This is a genomic window from Stieleria sedimenti (assembly GCF_025060895.1).
GTDB lineage: Bacteria > Planctomycetota > Planctomycetia > Pirellulales > Pirellulaceae > Stieleria > Stieleria sedimenti.
Genome location: NZ_JANZKV010000282.1, coordinates 1 through 24,036 on the forward strand (window position 1 = coordinate 1; position 24,036 = coordinate 24,036).

The 24,036-nt window shown below is 59.1% G+C and carries 19 protein-coding genes; 10 read left to right on the forward strand and 9 right to left on the reverse strand.

Going from position 1 to position 24,036, the window contains the following annotated elements:
- Positions 1 to 1,259 (reverse strand): hypothetical protein (locus NZK35_RS29925; RefSeq protein ID WP_259636207.1); only part of this gene is annotated, 1,259 nt, incomplete at its 3' end.
- Positions 1,260 to 1,898: 639 nt separating this feature from the next.
- Between NZK35_RS29925 and NZK35_RS29930 the strand changes: the two genes are divergently transcribed.
- Positions 1,899 to 2,066, forward strand: coding sequence for an HAD family hydrolase (locus NZK35_RS29930; protein WP_259636208.1), 168 nt, complete (start codon positions 1,899 to 1,901; stop codon positions 2,064 to 2,066).
- A gap of 42 nt (positions 2,067 to 2,108) precedes the next feature.
- Here NZK35_RS29930 and NZK35_RS29935 read toward each other — a convergent pair whose 3' ends face one another.
- The 4 genes from NZK35_RS29935 to NZK35_RS29950 form a co-directional block, all read right to left on the reverse strand.
- Positions 2,109 to 4,100 carry an amylosucrase gene (locus NZK35_RS29935; protein WP_259636209.1) on the reverse strand — a complete coding sequence of 664 codons (1,992 nt, stop codon included), beginning with the start codon at positions 4,098 to 4,100 and terminating at the stop codon, positions 2,109 to 2,111.
- The gene (locus tag NZK35_RS29940; RefSeq protein ID WP_259636210.1) at positions 4,084 to 6,315 is read right to left on the reverse strand and encodes an HAD-IIB family hydrolase; all 2,232 of its coding nucleotides are present in this window, start codon (positions 6,313 to 6,315) and stop codon (positions 4,084 to 4,086) included. Before NZK35_RS29940 ends, NZK35_RS29935 begins: the two co-directional genes overlap by 17 nt.
- A gap of 717 nt (positions 6,316 to 7,032) precedes the next feature.
- Positions 7,033 to 7,824 carry a transglutaminase-like domain-containing protein gene (locus NZK35_RS29945; RefSeq protein ID WP_259636211.1) on the reverse strand — a complete coding sequence of 264 codons (792 nt, stop codon included), beginning with the start codon at positions 7,822 to 7,824 and terminating at the stop codon, positions 7,033 to 7,035.
- 7 nt (positions 7,825 to 7,831) lie between these two features.
- Entirely contained in the window at positions 7,832 to 8,617 is a 786-nt protein-coding gene (locus tag NZK35_RS29950; protein ID WP_259636212.1) for an Ntn hydrolase family protein, read from the reverse strand.
- Between the two features lie 475 nt (positions 8,618 to 9,092).
- Between NZK35_RS29950 and NZK35_RS29955 the strand changes: the two genes are divergently transcribed.
- The 6 genes from NZK35_RS29955 (at position 9,093) to NZK35_RS29980 (ending at position 14,761) form a co-directional block, all read left to right on the forward strand.
- Positions 9,093 to 10,055 (forward strand): hypothetical protein, encoded by a 963-nt coding sequence (locus tag NZK35_RS29955; protein WP_259636213.1) that lies wholly within the window; start codon positions 9,093 to 9,095, stop codon positions 10,053 to 10,055.
- Between the two features lie 360 nt (positions 10,056 to 10,415).
- A complete protein-coding gene (gene ylqF, locus NZK35_RS29960; protein WP_095737029.1) occupies positions 10,416 to 11,372 on the forward strand; it encodes a ribosome biogenesis GTPase YlqF in 957 nt (318 codons plus the stop codon).
- A gap of 265 nt (positions 11,373 to 11,637) precedes the next feature.
- A complete protein-coding gene (locus NZK35_RS29965; RefSeq protein ID WP_259636214.1) occupies positions 11,638 to 12,333 on the forward strand; it encodes a thioredoxin domain-containing protein in 696 nt (231 codons plus the stop codon).
- Positions 12,318 to 13,811: a sensor histidine kinase gene (locus NZK35_RS29970; RefSeq protein WP_259636215.1), complete on the forward strand. Its 1,494-nt coding sequence runs from the start codon at positions 12,318 to 12,320 to the stop codon at positions 13,809 to 13,811. The genes NZK35_RS29965 and NZK35_RS29970 overlap by 16 nt, the downstream gene beginning before the upstream one ends.
- A gap of 34 nt (positions 13,812 to 13,845) precedes the next feature.
- Complete coding sequence (locus tag NZK35_RS29975) at positions 13,846 to 14,316, forward strand: response regulator (protein ID WP_095737026.1); 471 nt, start codon at positions 13,846 to 13,848, stop codon at positions 14,314 to 14,316.
- A 40-nt stretch (positions 14,317 to 14,356) separates the two neighbouring features.
- Entirely contained in the window at positions 14,357 to 14,761 is a 405-nt protein-coding gene (locus NZK35_RS29980; RefSeq protein ID WP_259636216.1) for a response regulator transcription factor, read from the forward strand.
- 269 nt (positions 14,762 to 15,030) lie between these two features.
- On the opposite strand, the gene NZK35_RS29985 is transcribed toward NZK35_RS29980, so the two are convergent.
- Together NZK35_RS29985 and NZK35_RS29990 are read right to left on the reverse strand one after the other, a co-directional pair.
- Positions 15,031 to 15,495 (reverse strand): nucleoside deaminase, encoded by a 465-nt coding sequence (locus NZK35_RS29985; protein WP_259636217.1) that lies wholly within the window; start codon positions 15,493 to 15,495, stop codon positions 15,031 to 15,033.
- A gap of 605 nt (positions 15,496 to 16,100) precedes the next feature.
- Positions 16,101 to 17,015: a response regulator gene (locus NZK35_RS29990; protein WP_259636218.1), complete on the reverse strand. Its 915-nt coding sequence runs from the start codon at positions 17,013 to 17,015 to the stop codon at positions 16,101 to 16,103.
- 638 nt (positions 17,016 to 17,653) lie between these two features.
- On the opposite strand from NZK35_RS29990, the gene NZK35_RS29995 reads away from it, so the two are divergent.
- Positions 17,654 to 18,505 carry a methyltransferase domain-containing protein gene (locus NZK35_RS29995; protein ID WP_259636219.1) on the forward strand — a complete coding sequence of 284 codons (852 nt, stop codon included), beginning with the start codon at positions 17,654 to 17,656 and terminating at the stop codon, positions 18,503 to 18,505.
- 196 nt (positions 18,506 to 18,701) lie between these two features.
- A complete protein-coding gene (locus tag NZK35_RS30000) occupies positions 18,702 to 19,877 on the forward strand; it encodes a type III polyketide synthase (protein ID WP_259636220.1) in 1,176 nt (391 codons plus the stop codon).
- A 206-nt stretch (positions 19,878 to 20,083) separates the two neighbouring features.
- Here the strand turns inward: NZK35_RS30000 and NZK35_RS30005 are convergent, their stop codons facing one another.
- Complete coding sequence (locus NZK35_RS30005; protein ID WP_259636221.1) at positions 20,084 to 20,356, reverse strand: hypothetical protein; 273 nt, start codon at positions 20,354 to 20,356, stop codon at positions 20,084 to 20,086.
- Between the two features lie 120 nt (positions 20,357 to 20,476).
- On the reverse strand, positions 20,477 to 21,967 hold the full coding sequence (gene pap, locus NZK35_RS30010) for a polyphosphate:AMP phosphotransferase (protein WP_259636222.1): 1,491 nt from the start codon (positions 21,965 to 21,967) through the stop codon (positions 20,477 to 20,479).
- Positions 21,968 to 22,459: 492 nt separating this feature from the next.
- Between pap and NZK35_RS30015 the strand changes: the two genes are divergently transcribed.
- A complete protein-coding gene (locus NZK35_RS30015) occupies positions 22,460 to 23,950 on the forward strand; it encodes an efflux RND transporter periplasmic adaptor subunit (RefSeq protein WP_259636223.1) in 1,491 nt (496 codons plus the stop codon).
- The last annotated feature ends 86 nt before the right edge of the window (positions 23,951 to 24,036 follow it).

Sequence of the window (24,036 nt, forward strand, 5' to 3'; positions counted from 1 at the left end):
TAGCGTAGATTGACCGTCGTCGCGGTGCCGATCTGATTCAGGTTCAGTGTTTCGCCGGTCGGCAGGGAACCGCCATAGATCTCGATGTCCTCAAAGCGAAGGTTGTTCGCTAAATGGGCTGGGGCTTGCAGGTGTGTGTAGGAAACGGTGATCGGCTGAGTGAATTCGTTCCGCTCGACCCAAGCGGTTGGGCCGTCGCTGATGTGGCTACCGTCGGCGAGTGTGAGCGAATCCCAGTCGAACCGGGAGTCGACGGCCTTAAAGATTCCCCCCGCCGCGACGGCGATGCGTGTGCGATCAGTGGTATTACTGATGCCGAGACGCCAAAAATCTGTGTTCACGACATCAAGGGTCCCGGTTCCGTTGACCAAGATCCCTGACGTGTTGCCGTTCGCACCGTCCTCGATCGTGACGGAATCGGCATTGTCGAATTTCAATACACCGTCAACGATCAACTGCTGGTTTTCCTTGAGCAGTACGGACACGTCTTGGTTGACAGACAGCATCGCACCGGCCTGTGTGGTGAATCCGCTCGGGAAGACGTAGCGTAGATTGACCGTCGTCGCGGTGCCGATCTGATTCAGGTTCAGTGTTTCGCCGGTCGGTAGGGAACCCGCGAGGATCTCGATGTCTTCGAAACGCAGATTGCCTCCCAAATGCGATGGATCTTGCAAATGCGTGTAGGGCACTCGAATTGTCTGATTGAACTCATTGCCCTGGAGCCATTCGGTGGTGGGATCCGAGATCAGACTACCGTCATTGAGCGAGATCAAATCCCAGGAGAAGCGAGAGTCGGCAGCCATGAACTGACCGCCTGCGACGACCGCGATCCGCGTTTGATCAGTCGCATTGCTGACCGTCCGCCGCGTGAAATCGGTGTCGTCGATGTCCAACGTTCCGGTCCCGTTGACGACGATTCCTGAATTTTGCCCCCCAAATCCATCAGTGATTTCGACCCCGGCCGCGTGATCGAACTTCAGCATCCCATCGACGTAGATGTTGACGTTTTCAGGAATTCGGATCGGGACATTCGCCCCCACCTCCAATTTCACGCCGGAGGCGATCGTCGTGTCAGCGACGAACTCCACCGGATCCGCCGGGTCGGTGAACGTCATGTTGCTGGTGATCAGCCCCGAAACCGCGGCCAGCACTCGGCGATCTTCCAGTCGTTCCAGACGGGGACGCAGGGTCGGGCGACGCAGTTGTTTCGAGAGTACGGTGCGTTGACGCGTTGACCGGTGTGCGTTTCGACGTCTCATGTCTTGTTTTCCCGATGCGTGTGCAGATCAAAAAATGTTTCAGTGCTCGGCGCTCGCAAGTGAAATCGCACCAACGCGTTGACAGCGTCCTCATCGCCCTCGCGACATCGTGCCGGCAGGCCGTTGATCGATTGGTTGGGGAGCATGGCGAGCCCCCCAGATAGCATCCGCCAGGCAAGAGCCTATACTGCCCAGGGGGTGATGTCCATTCTCCCCCGAGGGGACGGCCGATGGGATGATGGAGGAAATCCCACGGCCGAGGGCACTCCTCAGCATGGCGTCCGAGACGTCGAACGTGTTCAATTCAGCACGCCCCGCTTTGCAGGGGCGTGTCGACGCCCCTCGGAACGGTTGGCATTTGGCACTGCGTTTGCCGTTCTGGGAAATTGCAATGGAGAGCGAGCAGAAGTGCCCGTTCGACGAGTGTCCGTCGATCGAACGATCGATGTCCCCAGCAAACCGGCTCCACCATGCCCATGAATTTGAACACAAATCTGAACATCACGACGCTCGCCACCGACTTGGATGGAACGTTCATTCCGGTTCACGAAAGTCCCGAGCAGCACGCGGCGGTCAAGCATCTGGGCAGTCTGGTCGCAGAACATTCCCTGCAGCTGATCTTTGTCACGGGACGCGGCGATGACCAGCGGAGTTCGCGCCGTGCTGGTGGGGAACGCGGACGAGCAGTTGTGTGCCGAAACCAGAGATGCGATGCGAGATCAACAATGGCTGTACTTGGCCAACGGAATCGGCCCGGAAGGTGTCCGGGACGGATTGATGTATCACCTCGGTCGACGCGGTGAGTAATCGGGCAACTTTCGAACTTTGTCGATCCGTCCGGCGACTCGATTAAATTCTCTTAAGCCACAGCAATTCGTACGGTTGCAGCAGCACGGGTTCGGCGGTCCCGTACTCAACACCGTTGAGCAGATTCTTAAAGAACCGACCGAGTCCGGCGGTCCGCAATCGATTTGCGTCCAGGACCTGGGCGTGCTCGGTGAAGTTCGCCACCACGACGACGTTGGATGCTTCGTTGGAGCGGACGTAACCGAGCAAGTGATGGTTGCCGGTCGGAAACAGACTCATTTCCTGGCCGGCGAACGCCAACGTGCGTTTTCGGATCGCGATCATCGATTGCAACGAACGGAAGATGCGTCGGCGAATCGAGTCGCGTCCGGATTCGTCATCGAGCTCCTCCAAGTACTCCCACTTCATCCGTGGCCGGTGAATCCATCGGGAATCGCCGGCCTTGGCGGGGTCGGTGGTGAAGGAGTAATCGTTCAACATGCCCCACTCTTCGCCCATGTACAACAAGGGGATTCCGCCGATGCTGAGCGTGACGCCGTGCAGCAGCATCATCCGCCGAATCGCAAGTTCTTTGCCCTCTTCGTCTTCTTGCTCGATCGCCCGTTCCAAGCCGGCCAGCGACGCCATGGTTCCCGAGATCCGCATGTCGCCGGTCTCGTGATTGTGCTGGAACGGAACGCCCCTGGCGAAGGAACCTTCGAACTGACCTGAATAGAACGCATTGAGGAAGTTCCGATGGTCGTAGGCGTTGATTCCGATCGACGCCGCGTCGTCATCATCGAACGTCCAGCCGATGTCATCGTGGCAGCGCAGGTAATTGACCCACGACGTCCCATCGGGCAATGAAAAACGTCGCGAGAGTGTTCGCACCAATAGATCGGTTCGCCGGGTCGCCAAGGATTCCCACAGCAGCGCCATCAACGTCGGGTTGTAGGAGACTTGGCATTCGTTCTGGTCGATGTACTTGACGACTTCATCGGGGTGCACGATCGCTTCGGATTTAAACACCAGCGCCGGCGCGGCCAAACGCACCAACCGATTGAACGCGCGGATGACCAAGTGTGCTTGGGGCAGATTTTCACAACTGGTCCCCATCTGTTTCCAGATAAAGGCCACCGCGTCGAGACGCAGAAAGTCGACGCCCAAATTAGCGATAAACAGCATCTCATCGAGCATCGCCCGAAAGACGGCGGGATTGCTGTAGTTCAGATCCCACTGAAAGCTGTTGAATGTGGTCCAGACCCAGCGTCCCATGCCGTCGTGCCAGGTAAAGTTACCGCGGCGGACGGTGGGAAAGATTTCGCGCAGGTTGCGTTCGTATTGTTCCGGCACCGTTCGATCGGCGAAGGTGTAATAGAACTCCTGGTACTCCCGTTGCCCGGCCTGGGCTCGCTGGGCCCATTCGTGATCGTCTGACGTGTGGTTGAACACGAAATCCAGCACCAAGCTGATGCCGGCTTCGCGGAGGTCATCGGCCAGCAGCTTCAAATCTTCCACCGTTCCCAGGCTGGGCGCGATGGTTCGGTAGTTGCTGATCGCATAGCCGCCGTCGTTGTTTCCCGGACGGACCGCAAACAGCGGCATCAGGTGCAAATAGGTCAGCCCCAGATCTTTGAAGTAGCCGACGTGCTCTCGCAACCGGCTCAGATTGTCGCTGAACAGGTCGACGTAGAGTGCGCCGCCGATCACGTTTTGGGACTGAAACCAGTCCGGCTCGATCACCCGATGGCGATCGATTTCACAGAGGTCCTCGCTGCGTTGGGCGAATGCCAGGGCGCAGGTCAGCAGCACCTGTTCGAGATGATAGAAGAAATCGTAGCGTCCGCTGTAGAGCTCGTGCAGCTGGGCGAACAACGGTCGCCAATGCTCTTGCAAACGCGACTCAAAGATCTTCTGTCGTTCGTCCGATGTCGCATACTCTTCCCAAACCTGCTCCAACCGCGGTTTCAGCCGTTGCAGCGATAGATCGGCTTGAAAGGAAAGCTCATCAAGCTCTGTCTGGGTTTCCGTACCGTAGTCAATCAATCCGATCATTGGGAATTACGATTTTGTCCAAAAAGTTGTAGTACTCGATGCCTTCCAAAATTCCGCCCGCGTGCGGCGTGTTTGCGAAATAGATCCGCGGTCGATTCTTCAATCGATCAAGCTCACGGCTATGATTGGCGACGACGACCCCCAATGTTCGCCCCAGCAACATGCCGGCATCGTTGCCCGAATCGCCGGCGACCAAGACGTGATCCGGCTGGAAGCCCCATTTCCAGAGCACATGCCGCATCGACAAATCGCTGCCGCCCCGGACCGGGATTACATCTAAAAACATTCCGAGGGACAACACCACCTTAGCCCTCAGTCCGGCCTCTCGCAGTGTCTTTTTGACGTTTGTGACCGTGATTTTGCTCGGGTCCATATCGAAGCTGACCTTGAAATCGGATTGTCGGTCATCCGACTGCCGGGTCAACCCTTCCAAATTCTCCAGGCAGGCAAGGATCCCGTCCCGATCCCAGGCATAGCCGATCGATTTCTGCCAGGTCCGGTCAGGGGTCATCGACTCCCCGTAGTGCAATTGAGTCCCCGCGTCGGTGTCGAGCAGATCCGGCTGCGGCAACCCGAGCGACTCGATCAGTTCCAAGGCGCTGTCGAGCCGACGTCCGGTCGCGATTCCGAAACCGATGTGATCGTTCTCGCGGATCAGGTCCGCGAACCGCGCCAAGGCCTCGTCATCACCGGTCAGCGTGTTGTCCAAATCGGTGATGATCATGCGATCGAATTGCGGCAGCTTGCGTTCCGGCCGGTTCACCGAACTGGGGTACGTTGCCCGCTCAAGAATCTCTTTGACGTCGCGGAGGTAACGCGAGGCGTGGTTGCTCCAGGCGTAATGCTTCCGCGTTCCCTCGATCCCCGCCCGGGAGAATTTTTGCCAGACGTCTTCCTCGGTCAAAACCCGCAGCAAGGCCCGTTCGATCTCGCCCGAGTCGTGAGGATCGATCAGCAGCCCATTCTCACAATTGGAAATAATGTCCCGCGGGCCGCCATCGTTGGTGGCGACGATCGGCACCCCGGTCGCGCCGGCTTCCAACAAGGTCAGCCCGAACGGCTCGGTCAGGGCGGGGTTGATAAAGACGCCCTTGTATTGCGCCACCATCCGGTACAGATCGGGCACGTCGGAGGGGCGATGTGATTTCGGATAGGCCACCTTGCCATACAGGTCGTACTGGTCGATCAAATGCAGAATGTTCGTGATGATCGTCTGCTGCCCCTTGGGAAGCTCGCGCAAGTCGTCCCGCGTCCCCAGGATCAAGACCAGGTTCGCGACCTTCTGTAGTTCCTCGCTTTCACCGTAAACCTTGACCAGCATCTCCAAATTCTTTCGCTCGTCCGGGCGCGCCAAAGTCAAAATCATCGGTTTGTCGGGCTCGCGCAGAAACGGCTCAAGCGCCCTGCCGATTTGCGGCTCGTGAGCCGGGTCCGCCAGCGGCGAAAAGTGAGACAAGTCCACGCCGGGGGGGATGACTTCCATCCTCGCCGGGACGTAATGATCGTACAGTTCGTACTGCTGCTTCACTTCCTGGTTCGTGCTGGTGACGACCATCGCGGCCGTCTCCAACGCCGTCTCTTCCGCCTCGATCCGCTGCGTGAGCTTGTACTTCTTTTCCAGCAGTTCGGAATTCGTCTTGCCGACGCTCAAGCGTTGGCGCTTCACACGGCCGAGCGAGTGACCGGTAAAGATGTACGGCAGATGCAGCAACTGCGCCAGATGCGCACCGGCGATGCCGGCGTCGGCGTAATGGCCGTGAATCACATCGGGTATGCCGTGGCGTTTGAAGTGCGCGAGCGTCTGGTCGATGAACATCTCGATGTAGGGCCAGAGAGACTCTTTCCTCAGGTAGCGTTTCGGCCCGAAGGGAATGCGAACGATTTTCGCACACTCGCCGATCGGCTCCTCGAGAACCGCGTAGTCCTCCGAGACCTTGGGGTCGATGATTTGTCGCGTGAGCAGTTGTACCTGACGGACATTCGACCGTGCTCCCAGTTCGCGAGCGAGTTCCAAGACGTATTTGACTTGGCCGCCGGTGTCGGCGTCGCAGCCGAGTTCGGGGTCGGTGCCGCGGATCAGTCCGTGTAGGCTGATCAGGCAAATGCTCAATTCGCCGGCCGCCTCAACGTTCAAACTCTCGCTGGGCGGCGCAAGCACCTGAGGAATCGTGTCGTTCGGTTGGGGGTGGTTTTCAGATTCGATGATCGAACTCATTGATTCTTGGATCCGTTTCAGTGGCCGGGCAGAGAGCCCGCCTGTGGTAGGTACAAACAATGCCCTAACCAGTGGCAAGTGGTATGCCAATAAGAATTGCGGAGGCGTGAGGCGCCCTTAGGCCTCGCTAAGGTGCTCAGGAACCGGCCAGGACGGACGCCCTACCCGCCGGTTCGGGGGGCGCTGAGGGGACCCGGGCCTGAAAGGCAAATCCATCGTCGCGTCGATTGATTTGACTGCATTGAAGGCCTCGAGATGCAAACACGCGTCGTGAATGCTCGGCGGCTTCCTTGCCTGCGGTGCGAATCCGCCAGCTCTGTGTTCCGGTCGTCGTGACGACAATTTTCGGCGTTTTAATCGTTTTCCTTTTGGTTGAGGGCACATCGAGTGGACTCCGGCCGGCGCGATCCACCGCTGGCGAACGATCGACGCTCGCCCTGGGGCGATCCCTGTCAGGCTGGTCGATTATCGACCAGCGCGGTCGATCTTCGCTCGTTGCGGCGCAGGTTGTTCAATCGTCGACAGAGGCTCAGTTCCCAAGAGCGTGGCGGGACAGGCTCGCCGCCTGTCGACCCATCCCTAGCGGGCTGGAAACTTCTCTCACGGGATTCCGCGACCAGCGACGTCGCCGGAGAGAACGGGTGTTGTGAACGGTTGAGATCGTTTGACCGACGTGGTTTCAAAGCATTGTGCAACTGTCATTCCAAACAGCACCGCTCACTCGGGCAAGAAGACGGCGCTGACGCTCTTGGACGTCAGTCCCGCGTCGCCGGTGATCGTCGCAAAGGGGACATCGGCGGCATCGCGACCGGTCGCGATGCGGACCAGACCGTCGACGGCGGCGAGCTTGGTGGGGTCAAAAAAGTACCACTGACCGCTTAAAAACACTTCCATGAACCCATGGAAATCGGGTGGCTGCAACTGGGCGGCGTAGCCCGACACGTAACGCGCCGGTACGCCGATGCCCCGGCACAGTGCGATCGCCAGGTGCGCGTAGTCGCGACAAACCCCGGTTCGTTGCAAGACAACGTCCGCCGCCGTGGTCATCACACCGGTGCTTCCCGGCGTGTAATCGAGATGTTCGTTGACCCAATCACAGATCGCTTGGATTCGCAACAGCCCGGGCTGAACCTGACCGAACTCTTCAAACGCGAAGCGGCCCAGCAGATCGCTTTCGCAGTACCGGCTCGGGTTGAGGTAGGGCAAGACTTGCATCGGCAGGCTGCCCACGTTTGATTCGGGAACATTGCCCAGATCGGTCGGTTGGGAAATCGAGACGACCTCGGCTTCGTATTCGATCGTCAGTTGGCAGGGTTGCACGGAAAGTCGCTGCATCGTGTTCCCTTCCAAGCCGACGTCCAGCGTTTCCATCTGGATCTCCGGCTGGACCACCAGACGCTCATTGCGCACCTCCTGCCGATCGGTGCGGGCCGCTGCGATTTTAAACAACATGTTGGTCGGCTGACGCACGTCGTACTGAAGCTGGCTTTCAACTTTGATGGTCGGCATGGTACGCTTAAAATTGAGTTTGATCTTGGTTGGTCGGATTCACGACGCCCGAGCAGCCGGCTGCATCAACGCTGGCAGAATCGAGCAACGGATCGGCCCAGGACATCGGCAGTTGCGCAAGAATGCCTTTGAGCCCCCGTGCCCAGCTGTCTGATGTTTCGGCAAGATCCGCCTGGGTCAAACGTTGATAGACGGGAAGCCGACATTGCGTTGAAATCACCGCAACGTCAATCGGATAGCCGACGTCGGTGACACTGGCACGCGTCGCATCAAAGGCCAGAAAGGCGAGCGCCAGGGCGGCACGCAAGGGAGTCTCGAACGTCAGCAGGCGATCCAAGATGGGTTTGCCGTAGTAGGTGCGTCCGATCATGAAGTAGGGCGAATCGATCGCGCACTCGACCCAATTCCCTTCCGGATAGACATAGAACAACTGGGGGCGTTGATCGGCGGGCAAACAACCGCCGATGATCGCATGCAGGTTGAACGAATGCCCGGTGGTGGAAAGTGATGGGCCGTCTTCCTCCTTCACCCGCCGCAGTTGTTGGCCGAACAGGTTGGCGAATTGATACAGCCGATCCTGCGTTTCTCCGCCCCCACGCAGCGATTCTTCGACGTAAACCAGCGTCTTGTCGCGGACCGATCGCAGTCCACTGGTCATCGTGAACAGGGCGCTGTTGCCGTGCTGAAACGCGGCCAGTTTTTGCTTGTTGACCTGCTCGCTGCCACGAACGATGCGGGTGTCCGCCAGTGCGATGATCCCCTCGCGGACTTGGATTCCGATGCAGAACGTCATCGTTCGGTTAACACGTCGGTGGATGAATTCAATGATCGACCTTCCACTCGCGGCGCAACGCCAGCGGTGCGATGATCGCCTTCGGATGATCTTCCTATCGAATGATCTTCCTAGTTGTCGGCCCGCTTGGCAACCACACGACCGGTTCGCGCCCAGCGGCTGACCAACTCGCCGGGGCCGGGGCGTCGGTCCAACCCCCATCCGCGGGCGTGTTTCGGTCGCGACTTTTTTTCTGTCTCGCGGAGGCCGCCATCGCCTAAACGGCCTGTCGATTGAAGCCCGCACGCGTGAGCAAGGGGCCACGCGGCGCGCTTCACTAACGCGTCGGGCTGGCATCATTGTGTTAGAATTAGAACACCGATTGAATCGACAGGCCGTAAAGTGGACGGTAGGTCGGCAAACGGCCGCCGGTGAACGTTCGGCGGCGTGTGACTGCCGACTCCGCCGACCGCCGACTGAAATGGGAGACTGAACGATGAACCCTTCGCTGGACCGTAGACGATTTGCAATCGGCAGCGGGGCGCTGATCAGTGGATTGCTGCTCGCCGTTGATCGCCAAGCCGCGGCAGAAGAACGCAGCTTGACCGAGAAGCGTCTGGTGCGGCTTGGCGTCAACGCCCTCGCGCGAGCGCCCGAAATGAACTACTTTGCCGACGGCCACCGCGGCGCGTCGATGATTTCGGCGCATTTGATGTGCGTCGACAACGGCTTCGACGATGCGGCCGCCGGTAGAATCGTCCAACTATTCGACCTCAATTGGGCACCGTCGAAGCTGTGTGAACCGTTCCCGGACCAGGATCCCGTGCCCGACGCGGTCGAACAGGTCGGCAAGGCGTTGGCCGAAGGCGGCGGGGTGTTGCGCGAAGTCGGCCACGATGCCATCTTTGCGATGCACGCGATCAAGGCGTTTCGCATGCTGCCCGAGACCGCCACGCCCGAGCGGGTTGCCGGAATCTGCAACTTGATCAAAGCCTTCAAACCCTGGCGCGACATCCAACCAGACGACGCCGTGGACCCGCCACCGTTCGTCGATTCGGAAGCGGCATCGCGATTTATCCTGCAAGAAGCCAGCGATGCGATCGATCGGTTCGTCGGCTATGGACAAGGGTTCGCCGGCCACATGTTGACGTTCGGTCAGTCGCTCGTTGAACTCGCCGCGATGGGAGATGTCGAATGGGCCGAGAGTTGTCGCACCGCGTTTCGAAAATACGTGACGGTCACGCGGTTGGGCCCCCAGCCGGGCGACCGCAAAATCAAAGATCACCCCCTCAGCCCGCTGCGTCCTCGCGACGCGGAATACTGGCAAAAACGAGGCGACAAAACCTTGGGCATCGGCCACGTGTTCAAGTATCCCTACGGTTACTATGACCTGCTGGCGCGTGCCAATGATCCCGAATTGGCGAGACGCTTGGACGCCAAGGCCTACCATCTGTTTTGACGCGGTGGTGGACCGCACGCGGCAAGGTCGCGTCGTTTTCAACGTCATCCTCCCGCCCGCCATCGGCGCGGGCGAGCGACTACACCGGCTTGGCGTGCCAAGGCGGACGCTGCAACTGAGTGGAATACAAGCCCACGGATAGCAGCGCGGAACCACGGATCCCAGGCTGCTTTTCATCCGTGGGGCCGCGCTGCCATCCGTGGGTTCATCTCAGCCCGACCTCAGGGGCGTGACGAAAACCGTTTGAAATCGACGACTTAAAAACTGCACGACCTCCAGGATTGGGGGTTAGCAGAACTCCGTTCAACGGTGACACTAGACGACTGCCATCCTCCCTTCCCATGCCCCATCGAGCGTCCCATGTCCATTCAGTGGTTTCCGGGCCACATGCATAAAGCTCGGCTTGAAATGCAGGCGACGTTGCCGAAAGTGGACGTGGTCATCGAGATCCTTGATGCGCGGATTCCGTACTCCAGCGAGAACCCGTTGCTGGCCGAACTGCGCGGCGACAAACCCTGCTTGAAGGTGTTGGCCAAGAGCGACCTGGCCGATGAAGCGATGACGGCGACCTGGCAGGCCTACTTTGAGCAAACCGTCGGCGTACGCAGCCATGCGGTCACCACCGATGACGTGCCGACGATTCGACGCTTAAAACCCATCGCGACCCAGATGGTGCCCCACCGCAGCGGCCGAACCGTAACGGCGATGGTCGTGGGGATCCCCAACGTCGGCAAATCGACGATCATCAACTATTTGGCGGGGCGAAAGATCGCCAAGACGGGCAATACCCCCGCAGTCACCAAACAGCAACAACGCGTCAACATTGGCGACGGCGTCACGCTGCTGGACACGCCGGGAATGCTGTGGCCCAACGTGCTCAACGCCAACAGCGGTTACCGGTTGGCACTGCTGGGTTCGATCAAAGAGACGGCGATGGAGTATGCCGACATCGGTTTCTTCGCCGCGCGGTACATGCTGGCCGAATACCCCGACAAGCTGACCGAGCGCTACGACTTGAATCCCAAGCCGACGACGGAATTGGAAGCCATCGAAGCGATCGGACGCAAACGCGGCTGTTTGGGCAAGAACAATCTTGTCGACATCGATCGCGCCTCACGAATCCTGGTGACGGAATTGCGATCAGGCGCCTTCGGGCGATTGACGCTGGAGACGCCCAAGATCATGGAGCGTGAGAAAACGCAAACCGCCGCCCTGGCCGCCGAGAAAGCGGAAAAGGACGCCGCCAAAGACGCCAAACGCAAGAAACGATTTCGCGATCAACAGCGCGCTAAACGAAAAGCACGCGAACGGCGTTGAGATCGGGTGCCCGTAGGCTCGCGCCAAACGGCTGATCATCGTTTGCCATCTGCCGGTTCGCGGCCTGCCGCCATTCAATGCGTCACAGCGTTATCCCCCGTCCCCCACGTCGGACCTCCACGCCGGACCTCCCCAAACGAGGTCGTGCATGTGGCGGCCCTGAGGGGAATCCTTCCTTTGGCCGGTTTGCAGAAGCGGCCCCTTAAATCACGGTCTACGTTCCCCACACTGGCTAGAGACTGTCTTTGCCCCGGCGAACGAATTGATGACCCCGAAACCTTCCGACGATCGCGACGCCCCTGTCGACCAGGGGACGGCGTTTGACCACGTGTCGCGTCGCCCTGGTGGGTGGACGGTGCCCACGCTGGTGTTCGCCTGGAGCGTGATGGTGGCGGCCGGACTGAGCATCGTCTGGCAATACGAACACGCCGCTGGTCCGCTGCACGCCGCACCAGATCGTTGGCCGATCGCCTCGCAGATCGAACGGTCACCGGAGCGTTGGACGCTGGTCCTGTTCGCCCATCCCAAATGTCCTTGCACTCGCGCCACGCTCGGCGAACTGGCCCGAATCATGACGCAGGGTGCGGACCGGGTGCAGGCTTCTGCGTTGTTCGTCAAACCTCCGGCCTGCTCGCTGGAACCCGGTTGGGAATACTCCGAGCTTTGGCAGGCCGCCGAACAAATACCGGGACTCAATGTGTGCGCCGATCCCGGTGGCGTGGAGGCGAATCGGTTCGCTGCAGCGATCTCCGGTTTGGTCTTGCTTTACGACCCGGCCGGCCGATTGAAGTTCCGCGGCGGCATCACGGCCTCGCGCGGACACAGCGGCGACAATCTGGGACGCTCCACGATTGTCCAATTATTGAACCAAGGCTCCGGCGACGTGGACAACACCAAGGTCTACGGTTGCGAACTCGGCACCAACCTTCAGGAGACCCATCGATCATGTCGTCAACCGTAGCTGCCACGCCGGATGCAGGCGACCGCCGCCGTGCGGACAAATTATTGCGAGAGCAACAACAGCTGATTCACGTTCGCACCGATCGACTGTTCGCATCGCTCATGGTCATCCAGTGGATCGCCGGGATCATGGCGGCGTTGTGGATTTCGCCACGGACCTGGTCGGGCGCGATGAGCGAAACCCACGTACACGTGTGGGCCGCGATCCTGCTGGGCGGGGTCATTACCGCGTTGCCCGTCTTGTTGGCTTGGAAACAACCCGGACGAGTCGTCACGCGACACATCATCGCGATCAGCCAAATGCTCACGTCGGCATTGCTGATCCATTTGACCGGCGGACGTATCGAAACGCACTTTCACATCTTCGGTTCGCTCGCGTTCCTGGCCTGCTATCGCGACTGGCGGGTCCTGTGTACCGCAACGGTGGTCGTCGCTGCCGAACATGGTCTGCGCGGTTGGCTGTGGCCCGAATCGGTCTACGGTGTGATCGGCGGAGCGCCGCTGCGTTTGATCGAACACGCCGGTTGGGTCGTGTTCGAAGACATCTTTTTGATCGTCACGATTCGACAGAGCCTGGCCGATATGTCGCGCAACGCCTGCAACCAGGCGCAGTTGGAATTGACCAATTCACGCATCGAAGCCGAGGTGAATCGACGGACCGAAGAGCTCCGCGAATCGATGGAACAGACGGCGCGAGCGAGCCGTCAACTGGTTCACGCCAACAAGGCCCTCGAAGAGCAGAACAAAGAACTCGATCAGTTCACGTACATCGCCAGCCATGACCTCCAGGAACCCGTTCGCAAACTGGTTTCATTCAGCCGCTTGCTGGAACAAGACATCGACGGCGACTTGAACGAAGACGCCCAACGCGACTTGCAATTCATCGTCGATGCCGCCAAACGGATGCGGAGCCTGGTGCAGGCGTTGTTGGAGCTTTCTCGCGTCGGCCGGTCGGCGATGAAACAGGAGCCGGTCGATCTGGAACAATGTGTCGATGACGCCCTTGATTCATTGGAGCTGCGGATCAACGAGACGGGCGCCGTGATCACTCGGGATGAATTCCCCACCGTCATCGGTGACCGAACCATGTTGACGCAGCTGTACCAAAACCTGGTCAGCAACGCGCTCAAGTTCACCGACGAAGCGTCTCCCACCATTGAAATCTCCGTCACGCAAAACGATGATCACTGGGTGCTCGGCGTCCGCGACAACGGCATCGGCATGAAGCCTGAATACGCCGAGCGAATCTTCCAGCCGTTTCAACGATTGCACAACCGTGGCGAGTACGAGGGCACCGGCATCGGACTGTCGATCTGCAAGAAAACGGTGCAGCGACACGCCGGCGAGATTTGGGTGGAATCCGAACCGGGCCAAGGCGCCCATTTTCGATTCTCCTTGCCGATCGCCGAACCGCAGATCGAACCGAAGGCCCCAACCGAATCGATCGAAACCGAACCCGTTGAATTAGCGATGTGTTAACCCCGCCCCCCTCTGCTACCCCAATGGAACTCTGATGAGCGACCAACCCCAACGTCGAAGACCGGCCGTGATTCTCCTGGTCGAAGACGATCCCGGTGATCAAGAACTGACACGCCGCGCACTCAAACACGACTCGATCCATGTCGACCTCAGGATCGCCAACGACGGTGTGCAGGCGATGGAGTATTTGACGCGACAAGGCGAATTTGAAGATCCGGCATCCTCCCCCACACCGGATCTGATTCTGCTGGATTTGAACATGCCCAAACGAAATGGACGCGAGGTGCTCGGCGACCTGAAAGAACACGAGCATCTGTCACGCATCCCCGTCGTTGTGTTGACGACCAGCGAACAGGAAGCGGACATCCTGCGCAGCTATGACTTGGGCTGCAATTCCTACATCCAAAAACCGGTCGACATCGATCAATTCACCGAGTCCGTTCGTCGGCTCGGCACGTACTGGTTTAATGTCGTCACCTTGCCGTCGGCAAGCGTCCCCGCTTGAACCACAACGCCAATCACTCCCCGACGCCAAGACGATCCAGATGGACCACACCTCCCTCGACGCCGCCAAGATTCTGCTCATCGAAGACGATGAAGTCGACGCGTTGCTCTTTCAACGGACGCTCGCCAATTGCACCGGTCGCTACGCACTAGACGTTTGTGTCACGCTGGATTCGGCGATCGAGTGGATCCTGAACCATGAGTGCGATGTCGTGTTGCTGGACTATTCGCTGCCCGATTCCTTCGGGATCGAAGGGCTTCGTAAATTGCAATCTCGATTCGCCGATTTGCCGGTCGTCATGTTGACCGGGTTGGACGATCCCCAGACGTCGCTGGATGCCCGCGAAAGCGGCGCCCATGCCTACGTCGTGAAAGGACAGTTCGACTGCGCCGAGTTGGACCAAACGCTGACCAGTGCCATCCGAAGCGTTACACCGATCACTTGAGACCAATGGCGGGGGACGTCGATTCGGTTGCTGCAGGATTTTGCAACCAATTTAGATTCTCTCCCTCTGGCAGAGGTGGCGTTTGCGCAGCAAACAAACGCCAGAGAGGGGCGGCGCAGCGAAAGTCCTAGTCATTTCCGCTGCGATCAAATCCGTCACTTTTGCAGTTGTCGTCCCCGGCCACTCGCGCCGACGCGAACCGGCTGATCTCAAACGATCGGCTGGCCGAGGCACTACGGCGGTAGATTGAACTACGGCGGTAGATTGAACTACGGCGGTAGATTGAACAATCCGCGGCACTCTTGCCGAAGCACCCCAGGATAGACGACGATCTCATCGCCGCTGCGATCAAAAATGAGCCGGCTCGGTAATTGCAATTCCGAAAATCCCGCCTCCTGTGCATCTTCCACCGAGGCACCAAAGACGACGTGACGCAAGCCCGCAAACACCGCCGCCGCAGCACACATCGGACAGGGTTCACAGGTCGTAAACAGCCAACAGCCCGATAGCATTCGCTGGTCAATCAAACGACAGGCCAATCGGATCGAGAAGACCTCCGCATGAGCCGTCGGATCCAGCATCTTCCTGACCTGGTTGTGCTCCGCGACGATCAACTCACCCTGCTCGCTGAAGATTGCCGCACCGAACGGAGCTTGCCCGGCAAGGATTCCGTGGCGTGCCGCGTCCAGCGCCGCACGCATTCCGCCGGCCCGTCCGTCCTCAGTTTGAAGCATGTTTTCACTGGGAGGCATGTTTTGACTGGCAGGCGCGTTTTTGGGGGAAAGGGGGGACAGCCGTTGGAAAGACCGGAAACGGAAGGACGGAAAGTGTGGGCCGGAGAAGCTGGCCGAAGTCGGTTTAACGAAACATCCAGAACAAGAAGGCGAAGGCTAACGTTGCCAGAAGCAGCATCCCCAAATAAGAGAGGGCCACCAGAAGGAAGGGACTCGAGGGTGCCTTCTTGCTCAATGGTGCGTCTCGATTGGTCGTATCAGTCGAATCGTGGGTGTTTGTTGTTGTATTCATCGGAAAGCTAGCAGAAGCATGGTCAAGGGAATGGGCAGAAAACGATGGTTCGCCGCGGCCTCGGGTAAGTGTCGCAGCAATCATGCCAAACTCGCTCGGGGCTTCGGAATGGACGCAAATACCGTATTGCCCGGTCAACTGGAATCAGCCATTGGTCGGTAGAGCACCACGCTGTTCAATAAGCCAGCAGGCCAATGCCGCGACGGTGACAGCTCACCTCGCGGTATTGATGAATTGCCCCGAAGCACGGCGCTCACGACCGGCCAGGCCTCTCCCACTCATCTTCCGACCGTTGCACGATTGAGTTTCGTGCTCAACTCGCCTGCGGGCGGAGCTCCTTGAGCGTCATCCGCAATTCGCTCCCCGTCTCGTTGAACAAGACTTCGTCCATAAAGGTGCGGATCAGTAGCAGACCGCGACCGGATTCCTCGTTGATCCGGTCGTCGGCGGATTGGGGCCAGACACTTTCGACATCAAATCCCGATCCGCCGTCACCGACCACCAATTGGGCTCGGCTGCGATTGAAATCAGCCGCCACGTGGATCTTTCGATCGGCATAAGGCTGTTCACTACGACGCTCTTCCACGATCGCCGACGTCTTGCCTTCGTGCAGCAGATTGCGAATCTCGAGCAGTTTGTTCGACGGCACTTCGAGGTTGCCGTGCAGCATCGCATTCAGCAGCGCTTCTTCCAAGGCGATTCCGATGTGCATTCTCTGCGTTGCCGAACAGAGTTGCATCGCGATCATCCCTTGCTGGATGCGGTCGATGATCGGAGAGATCAAGGTGGGGTCGTTGTCGAGTACGAATCGGTAGCGCGTGTTGGTGGTCAGCTGAACGACTCGCTCGTCGTAGTGATCGGCGTCGCGGACCGCCAACACCTGTTCGACGGTCTCCAACAAACTCTCGGCGAGCTGCTGTTTGGGGACAAAACTGGCGGCGCCGTGACGCAGCGCTTTGAGTGCGATTTCGGAATCGTCTTCTCCGGTCACCAGAATCACCGGCACTTCGGGAAAGGATTCCGCCATGTGCGAGACCAGTTGCAAACCGTCCATCTCCGGCATGTGCAGGTCGGTCACGACGACGTCGGGTAACGCATAGGTGACCATGTCGACCGCCTCGACTCCATTCTTGGCTTGGGAAACCAACCAATCCACATCGGTACTGAGTAGCCCTTTCATCAACAGGCGATCAACGTCCGAATCGTCCACGACTAAAATGATCGGCATCAGAGCCACCCGCGTTTTGGCGTGTAAGAAAAGTATCCGCAGGACTGAAGCTAGCATTTTGGCCGGCGCAATTCCAGTTCCGCGCCGTCTTCCGACGCTCAAACAACAAACTTAGTCGTTGCGACGTGTTTTCGGCTGCAGCGCCGGTCCCTTCGCCGCAACTGCAAAAATCGATCCATGCGGTGAGCAAATAATGTCCAGCTTTGCCGGCCGAGGGTGCAGCCTTCGGCGGTGACGACGCCCGTCGACCAGCGGAGCTTTCCGCCAAATCGTGCGGTTGGAACGACACCCGGTCCTTTGTCCATGGATTCCTGGCCGGTACGCTGGTTGCCTCATTCGCATCGCCGGCGTTCCCTTGCCATGCGGCGGACAACGCTCCGGATGTCTCTCGACCTGGCGAGGTGCAAACCCGAGCGAGTCGAGTGTACGTGTTTGTGGACAAGACGGGGCTGGGGCATCAGCACGGTGTGGAGGCCAAGCTCTCGTCCAGCACCTCGGTCTTGGGGCTTCGCAAAACGCGGGCAATTTGGTGTTCGACATGAAATCGTTCAGCGCCGACACCGCAGCGGCGCGCAAGTAGGTGGGGCTGGACGGTCCCGACGTAAAATCAACATGCTCACACCCCACCGAGAAAAACCATGATCGCCGTTGAAGGAGTCAAGAAAGATTCCATCCGCAGCCACTACCAACTCGGCACGCTCTTTTACCGATTGCTGTGGGGCCCGCACATTCACCATGGGCTGTGGGACGAAAACGATTCCAAGCACGAAACGTCGGCTTACCAAGCCCAATGCCAATTGACCGACACCCTGGCCGATTTGGCGAACCTCACGTCCGCGGACCGGGTGGCGGATATCGGCTGTGGGATGGGCGGGTCGGCCATTCGGCTTGCCAAACTGCGGGGATGCGACGTCACCGGCGTCACGCTCAGCCCGGTGCAACGGAATTGGGCTGCGTTTTCTTCACGCGTCAAACGGGTCGCCGGCCAGACGCGGTTCTTGGCCGAAGACGCCGAGAGTGTGGTTTTTCAGCCGGCCAGTTTTGACGTCGTGTGGTCGGTCGAATGTACCGAGCATCTGTTCGACAAACCCCGATTCGTCCAACGCGCCGCCGAGTGGCTTCGCCCCGGCGGACGCCTGGCGATTTGCGTGTGGTTCGAGGGCGAAGACACGACGCAATCGGGGCACCGAAGCCAATGCGAAGAGGTTTGTGAACGTTTCGTCTGTCCCTCCTTGGCGACCCGCAGCGACTACGCCGAGTGGATGGTCCGAAACGGACTCAAAATACGGCACAACGTCGATTGGACCGAGCGAGTGGCACGCACCTGGGAAATCTGCAAACGCCGGGTGCAGCGGACCGGCATTCGGCACCTGGCACGTGTCCTCGATCGTGAGCAAGTCGACTTCATTGACGGTTTCGATGCATTGCTGAATGCCTATCGAAGCGGTGCGATGCAATACGGCGCGATCGTCGCGGAGAAATCGGTATGAGCGTGCTGCCGTGGACGCCCACTCTGGATCACGATTTGGCTTGTTCGACCGCCAGTTTGCTCCGTCCGCCGGATAGGGATTCAGTGTTTGCCCCTGGGAGCGAGAAGGCGTGTCAAGTAAAACAGACTGACGTGTTGGAATAAAACGATCGGACGAAGTCGGTCATCGATCAACGTAAGATGAGTCGAATAGAAACATGAGCATGATCATTGACGGCCTCGGTACGGCGACGCCGGCTCATGGAATCTCCCAGAGTTCCGCCGCGGAGATCGCGCAAACCCTGTGTTGCGATAACGCCAAGCAATCCCGGTTGTTGTCGGCCCTGTATCAGCGTTCCGGGGTACGCTATCGCCATAGCGTTGCCCTGGAATCCTCCGAACCACGATTCGATTCAACCGCCTCGCAAAACGGTGACTTCGACACAGGGGACCATCGTGTTCTGGCGACGACCGGCGTTGCGGAAAAGACACAACCGATTCGGCAAACGTTTTTCGCACCCGCATCGAGCCCCGAGGACTGTGGGCCGACGACCGCACAGCGAATGGAGCTGTACGAGCGTCACGCCGGCCGCTTGGGTTCCGAATCGGTCTTGCAAGCGTTGGATCGATCATCGTTCGACGCCGCAGACATCGACCACCTGATCACGATCTCCTGCACCGGTTTTTACGCGCCGGGGCTGGACGTTTCGATCATCAAACAATGTGGTCTCGACCCGTCGGTTAGCCGCACGCACATCGGGTTCATGGGATGTCACGGTGCCCTAAACGGACTTCGGGTGGCCGAGTCGTTTGCCCGATCGAATCCCGAGTTTCGGATACTGATGTGCGCTGTTGAACTGTGTACGCTGCATCAACAATACGGATGGCACCCCGAGCGTGTGGTGTCCAATGCACTGTTCGCCGATGGAGCCGCCGCGCTGGTCGCCAGCGCGTCGCCGTCATCGTCGCGAGGCCCGAAAGTGATCGCGACCGGATCGACCATCCTGCCCGACAGCGAAGACCTGATGCGTTGGCGGATCGGAGACCACGGTTTTGAAATGACACTCTCGCCACGCGTGCCGACGATGATCGAGCGGACGTTGGAACCCTGGCTGCGGGATTGGCTTGGCAAACATCGTCTGACGATCGCAGACATCCGCGGCTGGGCCATTCATCCCGGCGGCCCCAAAATTTTGCAGGCCTGTGGGGACGCGTTGCGATTTCGACAGGGAGAACTCTCGGTCTCGCAAAGCATTCTGGCCGAGTATGGAAACATGTCCTCACCGACCGTGCTGTTTATCCTGCAACGTTTGCTGCAAGAACCCGATTCCCTGCCCTGCGTGATGCTCGGTTTCGGCCCCGGCCTGTCGATCGAAGCTGTTTTAGTGGGTTAAGGGAATACGAATCAGCGAGTTCCCGACCCGTACCGCGACACGCGTTTCTTTCTGTGCCCCTTCGACCCAGAATCGGTAGAACGCTCATACCTTGAATAACAACACCCCCATCAATAGCACGAGCACACCGATCACGAAACGTGAAAACAACGAGGGCTGGCAGAGGAGGGCCGACGCCACGACTTGGGATTCGTCTCGGTGCGGCATCAGCTCGCGTAGAAGAGGTAGATCGGTAATCCAAACAATACCAACCACCCGAACGCCGCGATCAAGAACTCAGGCGACGACTGATCGATTGTGCCGCCCTTTCCGACGTAGCCGGTGAACTCGCTCAGCTCGTCGGCGAACCAAATGAGCCCGAGCGGCGGAACCAGCAAGATCAGCATTCCCGGAATCGCGGCAGGTCCAGCCATCGCAACTGCGATTGCGGTGTAAATGACCGCGAGACTCAGTGCGACAATCTTGCTGATGGTGATCATGCTTTCGTTTGTGGTCCTGTCATCCGAACATCGATTCGTTGCTCAGAGTCGTGTCAGGATCGTTGTTTGTCACGAGCTTCTTTTCGCGTTGCACTTTTCGCGTCACTCTTATTGCGTCGCTCAGCCGAGCCTTCCCTGCAGGTGATCGATCACGGTCTGCAAGACCTTGAGGCGGGCGTATTGCTTATTGTTCGCTTCGACGAGTATCCAGGGAGCTGTTTTGGTGCTCGTGTACTGGATGATGTCCTGTCCGTACTGTTTGTAGGCTTGCCACAGTTCGCGGTTGCGCCAGTCTTCGTCGGTGAGCTTCCAGTGTTTGTAGAGCGACTTCTCTCGCTTTTTGAAGCGTTTCAGTTGTTCGTCCTCGTCGATGTGCAGCCAGAACTTGAGCAACAGGATGCCGTGGTCGACGATCTGGTGTTCGAAGTCGTTGATCTCGTTGTAGGCGCGCCGCCACTCGTCCTCGGTGGCGAAGCCCTCGGCGCGTTCGACGAGTACCCGCCCGTACCAGCTTCGATCGAACACCGATACATTTCCCGCGCGTGGCAGGTGACGCCAAAAACGCCACAGGTAGTGATGTGCACGCTCTTCTTCGGTTGGTGCGGCGAATTGGTAGATGCGGTAGGTGCGGGCATCCAAGCTCCAGACCGTGCGGCGGATCGCGCCGCCTTTGCCGCTGGCGTCGGGACCTTCGAACACCAGCACGGTCGACTGCTCCATGGACTGCGCCTTGCGACCGAGTTCACCGAGTCGAGCTTGGCCGGTCTTGATCATCTTCTTGTAATCCGACTTCGGCACCGAAAGCGTTAGGTCCAACGCATCGAAGACCGTGTCGACCTTCGGCATGTCGGGGCTGGCGACCCGCACCGGAGCCGACTGATTGGCCGCTTTCTGCTCTTGTGCATCGAGATGGCGAGACAACTCGGCAGCAATGATTTCGCCGACGCGGAGGTGTCGGTAGTTCTCGTTGCCGCCTTCGACGATATGCCACGACGCGGCGCCGCGGTTGGTGCGGGTGATCAGCCGCTCGGCCGCCGCGATGAAATCGTCGTAGTGCGCGTGGTTGTTCCAGTCTTCCTCGGTGACCTGGTAGCTCAGCAGCGGATCGGCCTCGAGTTCTCGGAGCCGCTCTTCCTGCTGGGTTGCGCCGAGGTGCATCCAGAACTTCAGAATCAGTGCGCCGTCGTCGACCAGCGCGTTTTCGAAGCGGATGATTTCGGACAGGTGATTGTCGAATTCCCGCTCGTCGATCTCGCCGTAGACCCTGCCCAGCAAGGGCTCGGAGTAACGCCCACTGAGGTACAGTCCGATGCGGCCTTTCGGCGGCATGTCGCGCCAGTACCGCCAAAACCGCGGGCGTGCCGCTTCGACCTGCGTCGGTTTCTGGTACCCGATTGCCCGGATCCAGCGCGGATCCATCCACATATTGAGCATGTTGATCGCCGTGGTCTTGCCAGCTCCTTCCACACCGGCGAAGTCGATCAAGACGGGGAATCTCGCCAATTCGCCTGCGCGAAACTGCAAGGTCAGCAGCTTCGTCCGCAGCTCGAGCTCCCGTTCCTTGAATTCTCGCTGGCTAACACGTTGCCCCAGCTCTGCCGCGTCGAACATGAATGCTCCTTAAGCTCCTGTGATCCCCAACCATGACGTACCGATCCTGAGCGACGACCGATCGCCGGTCCGATCCCTGGTTCCAGGCCAAGAGTACCCGAAACCATCGATTGCTTCCACTCCGCGGCTCGGTCGATGCAATCGACTGATGCATTGGTAATGAATGCCGGTTGCTCGCTGGCGGAATGACCATCCCGTGGCACGAATGGGACAGAGAGGACGTATGGGTCGCATAAGTCCAACGGGTCCCATCGAGAGCGACAGGTTTCGCCGGCGTGGTTGGACCGACACCGGTGGGTGTCACGGCGTGCCGCGGTGGACAGAAACTGTCCACTGCCGTGGCGAATCTCTGTGCTTTGGACGGCCGTGGCCACTCGAACTCGACTAAAACGGCCCCAAAAACCTCGTCTTCTCGCTTCTGTCGCACACTGGCACGGTTCGTGCTTCTGGATTCTGGCAAGACCCGATTCCCGTCCCTCCGAATGCTCCACGATGACCGATCCAACGAGCCCCGCCGTCAAGCCGAATCTTTTGCACACACTCTCACAGGGGCTTCCCACACTGCTGGTCTTGGTCGTGATGGCCGGGGGCTGGCTGGCGATCCACAAAATCAACAACCCCGCGGCGATCGAAACACAATCCGAGGAGGTCCGGGAGCCTGTGGACCCGAATACCGTGATCCTGCCCGAGGGGAAGCTGACGGTCGCGCGGATCGAAACCATTCCGGCCCAGCAACAATTGGTTCAACATGTTCACACCGTTCCGGGCCGATTGCGTTACGACCAAACCAGGCACGTCGACGTGAAGGCCCCAATGGATGGGATTCTGTCGGAGATCTTGGTGACTCCCGGCGACCCCGTCGCCAGCGGTCAGCTGATCGCCGTCTTGCGCAGCCCCGAAATCGGACAGGCACGCGCCGAGATCTTGAAACGCCAGAAAGAGCGTGAGATCGCTCGGCAGGTGCTGACACGTGAAACGACACTGGCCAAAAATCTGCAACGGCTCTCGGAGATGCTCGATCGGGATGAAACCGTCGAGGTGATCGAAGCCGCGTTTGCCGACGAGGCCTTGGGCAGCTACCGACAGGCCATTTTGTCGAGCTACTCGAAAATGAAGTTGGCCGACACGTTGATCGCCAAGATTCAGCCCTTGGTCGAATCCGGATCGGTTTCTGGACGGACGGCCCGTGAACGCGAGGGCGAGCGACAATTGGCCGAGACGGCGTTCCGAACCGCTCGCGATCAAGCAACGTTCGACGCCGAACAAGCAAAGCTACAAGCCGAAGCCGGGCTGTCACAGGCCGATCGTCAACTGAATTTGGCGTGGCAGTCGCTCGAAACCCTGCTCGGGTACAAGGAAGACAAACGAACGGTGAATCTGAGCAACGAAGAAGCGTTGTCGCGATTGGAAGTCCGCGCCCCCTTTGACGGTACGGTTGAATCGCGGATGTTCGCCGACAATGAACGCGTCTCACGAGGGGACTCGCTGATCGTGCTGGCCAACACCGATTCGTTGTATGTCGAAGCGAGTATTCGTGAAAGCGATTGGTCCGCGGTGTCGCTACGACCCGGAACCGAAATCGCGGTCCGCGTTCCGGCGCTGGAAAACCAGACTTTCGGCGCGACGATTCACTACGTCGGCCGCGAAGTTCAACCCGACACCAACTCGGTCCCCTTGGTGGCCAGAATCGAGAATCGAGACGGCCTGTTGCGGCCGGGCATGTTTGTCCGCGTGACGATTCCCATCGGACAAGCGCGGCAGGCGTTGTCGGTCAAACCCGAATCGGTCATTCAACACGACAACCAGCAATTCGTGTTCGTCGACATCAATGGCGGTGCCTATCGACGCGTCGACGTGACCACCGGCGACGTCTCGAACGACTGGGTAGAAATCACCGCAGGATTGTCGCCGCAACAACGGGTCGTGACCGAAGGGGCGTTCCTGCTGAAATCCGAACTGTTGCTCCAAGGCGAAGGCGAGTGACCGCCCGTGGCAGCGTTGACATTTTAGAAACAAACCTGCCTCGCGGTTCGTCAATGGCACGGGAAAGCGTGTTGGTGTGCAGGCTT

Excerpts from the sequence above, each read along its gene's own strand:
- NZK35_RS29930 (WP_259636208.1), top strand. The coding sequence starts at position 1,899 with ATGACCAGCGGAGTTCGCGCCGTGCTGGTGGGGAACGCGGACGAGCAG.
- NZK35_RS29935 (WP_259636209.1), bottom strand. The coding sequence starts at position 4,100 with ATGATCGGATTGATTGACTACGGTACGGAAACCCAGACAGAGCTTGAT.
- NZK35_RS29940 (WP_259636210.1), bottom strand. The coding sequence starts at position 6,315 with ATGAGTTCGATCATCGAATCTGAAAACCACCCCCAACCGAACGACACG.
- NZK35_RS29945 (WP_259636211.1), bottom strand. The coding sequence starts at position 7,824 with ATGCCGACCATCAAAGTTGAAAGCCAGCTTCAGTACGACGTGCGTCAG.
- NZK35_RS29950 (WP_259636212.1), bottom strand. The coding sequence starts at position 8,617 with ATGACGTTCTGCATCGGAATCCAAGTCCGCGAGGGGATCATCGCACTG.
- NZK35_RS29955 (WP_259636213.1), top strand. The coding sequence starts at position 9,093 with ATGAACCCTTCGCTGGACCGTAGACGATTTGCAATCGGCAGCGGGGCG.
- ylqF (WP_095737029.1), top strand. The coding sequence starts at position 10,416 with ATGTCCATTCAGTGGTTTCCGGGCCACATGCATAAAGCTCGGCTTGAA.
- NZK35_RS29965 (WP_259636214.1), top strand. The coding sequence starts at position 11,638 with ATGACCCCGAAACCTTCCGACGATCGCGACGCCCCTGTCGACCAGGGG.
- NZK35_RS29970 (WP_259636215.1), top strand. The coding sequence starts at position 12,318 with ATGTCGTCAACCGTAGCTGCCACGCCGGATGCAGGCGACCGCCGCCGT.
- NZK35_RS29975 (WP_095737026.1), top strand. The coding sequence starts at position 13,846 with ATGAGCGACCAACCCCAACGTCGAAGACCGGCCGTGATTCTCCTGGTC.
- NZK35_RS29980 (WP_259636216.1), top strand. The coding sequence starts at position 14,357 with ATGGACCACACCTCCCTCGACGCCGCCAAGATTCTGCTCATCGAAGAC.
- NZK35_RS29985 (WP_259636217.1), bottom strand. The coding sequence starts at position 15,495 with ATGCTTCAAACTGAGGACGGACGGGCCGGCGGAATGCGTGCGGCGCTG.
- NZK35_RS29990 (WP_259636218.1), bottom strand. The coding sequence starts at position 17,015 with ATGCCGATCATTTTAGTCGTGGACGATTCGGACGTTGATCGCCTGTTG.
- NZK35_RS29995 (WP_259636219.1), top strand. The coding sequence starts at position 17,654 with ATGATCGCCGTTGAAGGAGTCAAGAAAGATTCCATCCGCAGCCACTAC.
- NZK35_RS30000 (WP_259636220.1), top strand. The coding sequence starts at position 18,702 with ATGAGCATGATCATTGACGGCCTCGGTACGGCGACGCCGGCTCATGGA.
- NZK35_RS30005 (WP_259636221.1), bottom strand. The coding sequence starts at position 20,356 with ATGATCACCATCAGCAAGATTGTCGCACTGAGTCTCGCGGTCATTTAC.
- pap (WP_259636222.1), bottom strand. The coding sequence starts at position 21,967 with ATGTTCGACGCGGCAGAGCTGGGGCAACGTGTTAGCCAGCGAGAATTC.
- NZK35_RS30015 (WP_259636223.1), top strand. The coding sequence starts at position 22,460 with ATGACCGATCCAACGAGCCCCGCCGTCAAGCCGAATCTTTTGCACACA.